This window comes from Streptomyces lancefieldiae, from assembly GCF_031845825.1.
GTDB lineage: Bacteria > Actinomycetota > Actinomycetes > Streptomycetales > Streptomycetaceae > Streptomyces > Streptomyces lancefieldiae.
In genome coordinates this window covers 1-8,000 of the sequence record NZ_JAVRFH010000116.1, presented here as the reverse complement: position 1 = coordinate 8,000, position 8,000 = coordinate 1, and the positions used below count along the sequence as shown (strand labels likewise).

Here is an 8,000-nt window from a genome sequence, read left to right as displayed (position 1 = left end):
GGCCTCAACGGTGCTCAGGAGCTTGGCGTCCTGGCTGGCGTTCGCGCGGTTGTTGACCTTCTCGTAGTTGTCGACGACCTTCTTGGCCTCTTCCTTCGTGAGGAGGCCGCGCGGGGCTGAGGTGGGGCTCGCGCTCCGGGTGGGCGTGTCGGCGCCACCGTTGTCTCCCCCTGTTCCGCAGGCGGTGAGGGTGAGGGCGGTGGTCACGCCGATGGCGAGCACCGTCAGACGGCGCAGGCGACGTTGGGGCAGGGCGGCAAGTCGGGACATGAGTGTTCCTCCTCCTGGAACGGTGATGTGTGGGGGATGTGGTCTGAAGGTCAGGCCGCCGGCCGATGCGCGCGGCGAACACCTGCGACGAAGTCGCGTGCGGCCGCAGCAGCGGCCGCGCCAGGGCCACCAGTGGCGGCCTGCATGCGACGGATGACGGCGGAGCCCACCACCACGGCGTCGGCGTAGGCGGATGCCTGCGCTGCACGGGCTGGGGTGCTGATGCCGATTCCGACGGCCACCGGCAGACGGGTAGCGTCACGAAGGCGTCGGACGAGGCGGGGCAGGTACGGGCTGAGAGGCCCGGCCGTGCCGGTCCGGCCGGGCGCTGCGGGCGCGTATGCCATCCCACTGCTGCTGGTTCCGATTGCGGTGAGTTTGGCGTCCGATGCGTGGGCCGGGATGAGGGGGATGCTGTGGAGGCCCGCCGCCCGGGTAGTGCGATGCCACTCGGTGGCCGCCCTGTCGGGCAGGTCGGGTACCAGCACGCCCGCACCGCCAGCTGCGGAGAAAGTTTCAGCGAAGAGCCCAGGCCCGTACTCCTCGACCGGGGCCCAGTAGGTCATGACCACCAGTGCGGCCGTAGTGGACGACGCGAGGTCGGCTGTCGTGGTGAAGAGATCCCGCATGCGATAGCCGTTGTCCAGGGCCTGGGCTGCCGCGTGTTGGATGGTCGGGCCGTCGAGGTGGGCGCGCCGGTGGGGCACTCCCAGTTCGAGCACGTCGCAGTGGGGCGCCATGGCATGTAGCGCTTCGAGGCTGCCGGAGTGGGTGGGGTAGCCGACCGGGAGGTAGAGGCCGAGCGCGGCGCGGTGCTGGCACCTGCTCCTGGCCAGGGCCTGATCGAGTGCGGAGGCGGGCCAGGATGGCGGCGTGGAGGTGAGCATGAAGACCTCTCAGGTGGATTGGCGTGCGGCAGGGACGGCGGCGCCGTGTTCACGGCCGGGGTACTCGGTAGAGGCCCTCGCGCTCCAGAGCCCTGATGACGCGGTAGTCCGCCTCCACGGCCTCCGGCTCGGTACTGCTGAGAACGATCTCCGGCTGGCCGGTCGTGGAGGGGCAGCTCGTGCTGGCCCGAAGGGCATCGCTGACGGCGACCACCGTGGGCAGCTGGCGCACGATCCGGCCCAACCAGGGGTCGATGCTGTCGCCGGCCCGCGCTTGAAGGTGGACGCGTACGACTCGGCGGGGAGGTGCCGGCACTGGACTCAGCTCAGTACGTGGCGCCGGCAGCCATGCCTCCAGTGCTCGCGCGACGCGGTCCTCGCCGGTGGCGGCCCGCAGAGCATCATCGGCCAGGGAGGCGGGGGGAGGCGCCGCGAGAGAAGAGATCAGCAAAGGGCCGCGTCCCTCGCTGTAGGCGACACGGCTGGTCACCGGGCCGCAGACCACCCCAAGGACGTCCAGGGCCCGCAGCAGGTACCTCGACAAGGCGCGAGAGAGGAGCTGGTGACGGTCGAGCAGGTCGGTCCGGTCCAGCATCCCGTCGCGGCCCCGGGACTCCGCCCAGACGTCAGTGATGCAGTGCTCCGGAATGCCGTCGGGGCCGGGACGGGACACGCTGTTGATCACGTACTCGCGGGGCGAAAGCTGCTCAGTCAGGACCAGATGCGCCGAACCGGAGTATCGCGCCGTCGCTCGCCGCAGGGCCGGCCAGGCCGCCCTGATCTCGAAGTCGGTGGCGCAGGTCACGGCGGGCACGGGAGTTCCGGCTGCCGCAGGCGCCAGGGTGTATCCGTCCAACCTCTCGGTATCCGCCCACCGGAGCGCTTCGGCGAGACTGCCGGAGCGGATGGTCCGGGCTGACGGGACACCCGCCCGTTCCAGCGCCATGGCCTGTGCGCCCCGGTCGTAGCGGAGCGCCGATGCTTCGGGGTCCCCGGCCGGAAGGCCGAGATGCCACGAGATCCGCTCGGCGAGCTCGATACCGGCGGCGCTGCCCGGCAGGACGGCGGTGACTCCCGCGGCCCTCAGGGCCTTCACGGTGGGCCGAAGAGAACCGCGGTGCTCGACAGTTCCCGCGTACGGGCTGGCTGCGTCAGCTGGCAGATCCAGCGGCCGCAGTCGGGACGCCAGGGTGACGGCGATGGTCCGGACGCCCCGGCGCACGAAGGCTCCGGCGTATGGGCAGCCGGGGAGAGGAGCGACCACCGCGGCGGTGCTGGTGGCGGCACGGGGCCGCGCGGCGAGCACGAGCGCGGCGGACGGTATGGCCATGTGACTGTCTCCAGGGAAAAGGGAACCTTTAGCGTGTGCAGCTGGCGGCGTGAGCGGGGGTGGCGATCGAGATGTCGAGGTGGCTGGCCACCTCGTCCAGGAGCTCCCGGCAGGTGGCTTCCGACTCGCCCGTCACGACCCAGTGCGCGAGCCGGTCGGAGAGCGTGGCGTGCGGCGGCGCGGAAACACGAGTGCCAGCCTCCTGGCTGATCACCGCCCGCTCGACGAACGGCAGAGCATGGAGGCCCGGCGGGAAGGCGATGCGCTCCAGCACGCCGGACGTCTCGGGATAGGCGAAGCGGATAGCGGCGGCGCCTCCCGCAGTGGGCTCCAACTGCGGAGGCACTCCGGTGGCGAGGGCAGCGGCAACCTGGGCGAGGTCGATGCCGAGGGCGTGCTGCACCAGCAGGGGCAACAGATCACCGCCCAGCCGGCCGTTCACCTCCACGATGCGCGGCCCCGATGCCGTGAGCATCACCTCGACGCACAGCACGGCACAGGTCAGGCCCAACGCGTCAACGGCGCCCTGGATAACGCGGGCGAGGGCGGCATCGGTCAGCAGAGGGTCCGACGCAGCGACGACGTGTCCGTACTCCTGTGTGGTGCCGGCCGGTGCGGGGAGCTTGCGGGTGACGGCCAGAATGCGGGCCTCCCCCGAACCGAGGACCGCTGTCTCGACACTGATCTCCGGCCCGTCGAGCCATTCCTCGACCAGGACGCCGGCCGGACCGTACTGATCGAGGCCCAGCACGGTCTCGTGGCTGGCCCGCTCATAGGCTGCGCGGACCTCGGACGCGGTGTCGGCGCGGACGACGCCGGCGCTGCCCGCCATGGCACGCGGTTTGACCACGACCGGGTAGCCGATCGTGTCGGCATGCGCCACGGCCTGGACCGCGTCATCAGCCTCCAGGGCGCGGGCAGACGGCACCTGGTGTCGGTCGAGGAGCCGTCTGGTGACGCCCTTGTCCCGGCAGGCTGCCATGGCCTGCGGGCTGCTGCCCGGCAGCCCCAGCTGTTGCGCGAGTGCGGCGCTGGTCACGACGTGGTGCTCCATGTACGTCATGACCCCGCAGACGTCACGGTCCGCGGTGAACGTCTTCACGGCGGCAGCCACGTCGTGAGCGTCGGTCAGGTCGGCCTCGATGTGACCGGCCAGATAGCGCGCCGCCCAGTCGGGAACCGCGGCGTCGACGAGGACGACGGAGTGCGCGGCCGCGATACGGGCGAGGACGGACTCACGGTAGGGGGCGCCGTCGTGGCCGCCCGCCCCGAGCAGGAGCAGGAAGGGTGCAGGCACGGAGGTCTCCAGGGAGTGGTCGATTGCTCGTGAGGAGGTGACGCTGGGGTGAGCCAGAGTCGGCCGCCGAAGGCAGCCGGCATGGTCAGGCCGTGAACCTGTGTGCACGGCAGTCCAGGGGGCGGCCGCCGTTCTTCACCACGCACACCTCGATCTGGTAGGTCGCGCCCTCCTGGAGGTTGAAGTAGCTGGCGTGCTTGGAGGTGCACTTGCCGTCGTTGTAGTTGTCGACGACGCGGTAGAGCAGGCTGTCGTTGATGGTCAGGATCTGGACGAGGGCCTTGTAACCGTCGGTGCTGATGTCGCAGGCGGTGGTCCTGTCCCCGTACGAGGTGAAGTAACCCTTGCTCTTGTTGAGGCTGGAGTACCACCAGCCGCTGTTGGCGGCTGCCGGGGTTGTGTTCAGGGCCAGAGCGGCGACTGCCCCGAGTGCGGCGGTGGGCAGCAGGCGGGTGAAGACGCGGGTGGTGTGCATGAGGACCTCTCGGGTGCTGGCTACTTGACGGGCAGGGCTTGGTGGGTGCGCGGGTAGTGCATCAGGACGGCGAGCGGCAGGCAGGCCGCGGTGCCGATGAGGCCGCACAGGGTGGTGGTGACCGCGACGAGCTGGGGGCCGCCCTGGGTCAGGGACCAGCCCGCGAGGGCGGGGGCGCAGATCACGGCTGCCGCCAGCGTGGAGCCCCAGATCCCCGCGTAGAGGCCCCGGGCTTGCGGCGGGGTGATCTGGTCGAGGAGCGCGGTTGCGGCGACGAAGACCACGATCTCGCCGGGGATGCCGATGCACGCGGCGATGACGTACTGCGGTGTGGAGTCGGCGAGGCCGGCGGAGCCGAGACCGGCTCCCAGGACCAGGGAGCTCACGGCCAGGAGCGGGACCATGGACGCTCCGCGTGAGGCTCTGCGGGCCAGCCACCGGTTGAGAGGAACGGACAGGACGAGGACCGTGCAGGCACTGGCTACCTGCGTCCAGCCGTAGGCCGATGCGGGCAGTCCCGCGTCGTCCATCAGCAGGGGCAGGATGGAGAAGAGGCCAGCAACGGGGATGAGCGCGCCGAGGCTGACCAGCCACAGCAGCCACAGCCGGGCGTCCGTCACGGCCGTGCGGTAGGTGTCACGGCCACCGGCGGCGGCCGCACCACGGTGGGCGGGGCGGTCCTGGGGCATGCAGGCCAGAGCGGTCAGCGCGAACGTGGCGCAGGCCACAGCGTTGATCCAGTACAGCGCGGTCAGGCCGGTGCTGTCCGACAGCAGGCCGCCGGCGGCTCCCGTAGTGGCGGCGCCGACATTGATCCCGAAGTGCCTCCACCCGTTGATGGAGGCACGGGCCGCATCGTCGGAGACGGTGTCTGCCACCACGGCGGTGATGACGGGCCGCGGTGCGTCGTAGACGGCGCCGACCACGACCGCGGCCAGGGCGATGGCGGCGGGGTGGGACAGCCCGCCCAGCAGGGGCAGCGTGACCGCCGCGAGCAGCATGGAGCCCACGAGAGCGGCCCGCCGGCCCACGATGTCCGCCAGTCGTCCCAGAACTATCTGGCCGACGAGCCAGCCAACGCCGAAGGCCGCGAGAATCGTGCTGATGCTGCTGGTCGAAAGGGCGAGCTCGCTGAGGCGGTAGGAGAGAAAGGGGTAGGCGAAGCCGGCCGCGCGGACGAGGCTGGCTCCGATCACCAGGACCCAGACGGCGGAGACCTGTCCGGGCTGTGTGGCAGGTGTAACGGCGGGGGCCTGCGCGGTTGGTCTTGCCGTAGGCAGATCTGTGGTGGGCACAGGTGCTCCAAGAGGCACGGAAGGCGGCGACGGGTTGATCGCTGGAGGTTTCGGGCAGGCGTAAGGGCCTGGCGATGAGCGAAAGTGGGGCGCCGTCAGGGGGGCGATGGCGCCCCGCTGGCAGGAGAGTTCACGGCGTGCAGGAAAGCGCAGGACCGTGACGGTGAAACACGGCAGCTCTCATGGTCGGTTTTGACCTGGTCGAGGGCTTTGTAGCCGCTGACATCGGTGTCCCAGACGGTCACCGTGTCTCCGCGTTCTTGGAGGTACGCCTTGGCACCGGTGGAGGTTCGCGGCGATACCACTGGCCGCCTGCGAGGGCAGGGGTCTGGACGGTGAGGGCGTGAGCCCTGCTGTCGTGGCAGCGGGCCGCACTTGAGGTGAGACATGTGGGGTCCCTCTCGGCGGGGTGGTCAGGCCTTGTTCCAGGCGCGGAGCACGTGCTGGTTCAAGCCGGTGTGCAGGGCGCCGAGGCGGCTGATGAGGTGTGGGTTGTGCCGTGTCAGGTAGACCGCGGAGGACAAAGCGACCGGAAGCATCCCGAGCCGAGCCTTGTAGGCGTAGTTGCCGCGGCCGGCGTCAAGGACGCTCGCCCCGGTGGCAATGGCGTACTGGACGCTCTCGTACATGAGCCAGCCGTAGGTGTTCAGGTCGCTCTTGCGGGACTGGTCGATGGTGGCGGCCCACAGGTAGAGCGCCGAGCCGTAGCGGAAGCAGAAGAAGCCGCCCGCGAGGGTGCCATCGGTGTGCTCGGCGAGCAGTCCCACGGCGCCGGGGACGCGGGTGAGCGGGGTGAGCATGTCGGTGCCGTACAGGGCCGGCCCGTGGCGTTCGCTGGTCGCGCGGGCCTGGGCGGTGAACTGCGGCAGATACGGCAGGAGCTCGGTGCCACGGGCGACCTTGAGGGTGAGGCCTGCGTCGTTGCCCCGGCAGTGCTGCCGGCGGAATTCTCGGCCGGCCTCGCTCGAGGGGAAGTTCGCGATGAACTCCTCGACCGAGGAGCCGACCCGGGCGCGGTGGGCCCAGGACAGGGCGACCTCTGCATCGGGGGTGCGGGCCTCGCGCCACAGGCTGCGCTCGGTGGGCGGGATGTTCGCGATGACCAGGGCCTCGGTCCCCAGTTCCCGGGCGAGGTGGCGGCCTCGATCAACGGTTTCGGCGAGCACGGGCACGGGCGCGCCGGGCAGTCCCCCGTATTCGCCGTAGATCGAGGGTCCGTACAGGACGTCGGCCTCGAAGGTGGGGCGGGTGACACCGGCATCACCCTCCATGGAGCGCCACAGCGGGCTGTCGCTGACCTGGTAGAAGGACATGCGGTGCTGGCGCGTGCCGTCCTGGAGGAAGAGGTGGTGACGGCCGCGGACGAGTTCGCTGCGCACCGTCTGCCAGGCAGCGGCCCATTCTCGGGTGTGGAAGGGAGTGGCGGCGCGGTGCACGGCGGGAAGGGCGGCCACTGAGGAGTGCCAGGAGCTTTTCAGGGTGCGAACGTTGGGGCGCAGGGCGGTCAGGCTCATGAGGTTCTCCGGGCGGGTCAGGACGCGGCGGGCGCGGGGATGCGGGGTGTGCCGAGGGCCGGGCGGCGGGTGAGGCCGATGAGCGGCAGACCGATGGCGGCTCCGAGCGCTCCGGCGGCGAGGGTGGTCAGGGCGGCGAGGCTGTCGCCGCCCGCGCCGGGCCGCACCGGGGCCAGGCCGGTGACAGGGCGGACAGCGGTCGCGGCTCAGCCGCCCAGCTGGTAGAGGCCGTCGCTGCGCACCCATCCGCGGGTGCCCTTGGAGAGCCCGGACTTCGACCGCTTGGAGAGCTCGGTGTAGTCCCAGTTGCCTCGGCTGCACAGCAGCTTGACGGTGTCCCCGCGGTAAAGGAGGCCCCGGCTGGCGTAGCCGGTGGACGGGCCGGTGCGCAGGTTCCAGCCGTTCTTCGAGACCGTGCCGGTTTCGCCGTGGGACCAGTTCACGGTGCACTTGGAGTGCTCGCCGACGGCGTGGGCGGCAGGGGCGGCGGTGACGGCGAGCCCTCCGGTCACGGCGAGGGCGAGGGCGGCGGAGGCGGTCAGACGTGCGGGAGCGCGGAGTCGCATGGGAGTCCTTACGTCAAGAAATTGGGCAGGTCGGTGCCAGCGGCGGATGCGCCCAGAGCAGGCACGGGTGTCCGGCGCGGCGGGATCGCGGGAGCCGTGGGCGGCATCGGGCACGCGCGGAGGCCGCGGCGACGGGGATGAAGCTGCCAGGGCGGAGCGTGATGCGCGGCCAAAGAGGCCCGGGGGTAACGGGCGCCGAGCGGCGAGCGTCGAGATATGTGCGGCGCGGCAGGAGCCGCTGCTGGGAGGCCGCCTAGCTCCTGCCGCGCGCCACATCGCTCGGGGGAAGTGGATCCGTCTTCCCCGGGCGGGGGCCGGCCGCGGCTCTGGTTATCCGTGGGTGGCTCGGACGCGCCGTCGGGCGTC

Annotated in this window: 8 protein-coding genes and 1 pseudogene; all 9 read right to left on the bottom strand. The window is 71.1% G+C overall.

Annotated elements, in window-relative coordinates; translation table 11 throughout:
* Positions 1-270 (bottom strand): annotated as a pseudogene (locus tag RM812_RS40050) (hypothetical protein); the annotation flags it as partial.
* A gap of 50 nt (positions 271-320) precedes the next feature.
* Entirely contained in the window at positions 321-1,157 is an 837-nt protein-coding gene (gene trpA / locus RM812_RS40045) for a tryptophan synthase subunit alpha (RefSeq protein WP_311585600.1), read from the bottom strand.
* A 49-nt stretch (positions 1,158-1,206) separates the two neighbouring features.
* Positions 1,207-2,487 (bottom strand): hypothetical protein, encoded by a 1,281-nt coding sequence (locus RM812_RS40040; protein WP_311585598.1) that lies wholly within the window; start codon positions 2,485-2,487, stop codon positions 1,207-1,209.
* A 28-nt stretch (positions 2,488-2,515) separates the two neighbouring features.
* The gene (locus tag RM812_RS40035) at positions 2,516-3,784 is read right to left on the bottom strand and encodes an ATP-grasp domain-containing protein (protein WP_311585596.1); all 1,269 of its coding nucleotides are present in this window, start codon (positions 3,782-3,784) and stop codon (positions 2,516-2,518) included.
* A gap of 85 nt (positions 3,785-3,869) precedes the next feature.
* Complete coding sequence (locus RM812_RS40030; protein WP_311585594.1) at positions 3,870-4,259, bottom strand: hypothetical protein; 390 nt, start codon at positions 4,257-4,259, stop codon at positions 3,870-3,872.
* 20 nt (positions 4,260-4,279) lie between these two features.
* Entirely contained in the window at positions 4,280-5,455 is a 1,176-nt protein-coding gene (locus tag RM812_RS40025; RefSeq protein WP_311585592.1) for an MFS transporter, read from the bottom strand.
* 512 nt (positions 5,456-5,967) lie between these two features.
* A complete protein-coding gene (locus tag RM812_RS40020) occupies positions 5,968-7,068 on the bottom strand; it encodes a GNAT family N-acetyltransferase (protein WP_311585590.1) in 1,101 nt (366 codons plus the stop codon).
* 17 nt (positions 7,069-7,085) lie between these two features.
* On the bottom strand, positions 7,086-7,235 hold the full coding sequence (locus tag RM812_RS40015) for a hypothetical protein (protein ID WP_311585588.1): 150 nt from the start codon (positions 7,233-7,235) through the stop codon (positions 7,086-7,088).
* A gap of 39 nt (positions 7,236-7,274) precedes the next feature.
* A complete protein-coding gene (locus tag RM812_RS40010; protein WP_311585586.1) occupies positions 7,275-7,634 on the bottom strand; it encodes an SH3 domain-containing protein in 360 nt (119 codons plus the stop codon).
* Between the last annotated feature and the right edge of the window lie 366 nt (positions 7,635-8,000).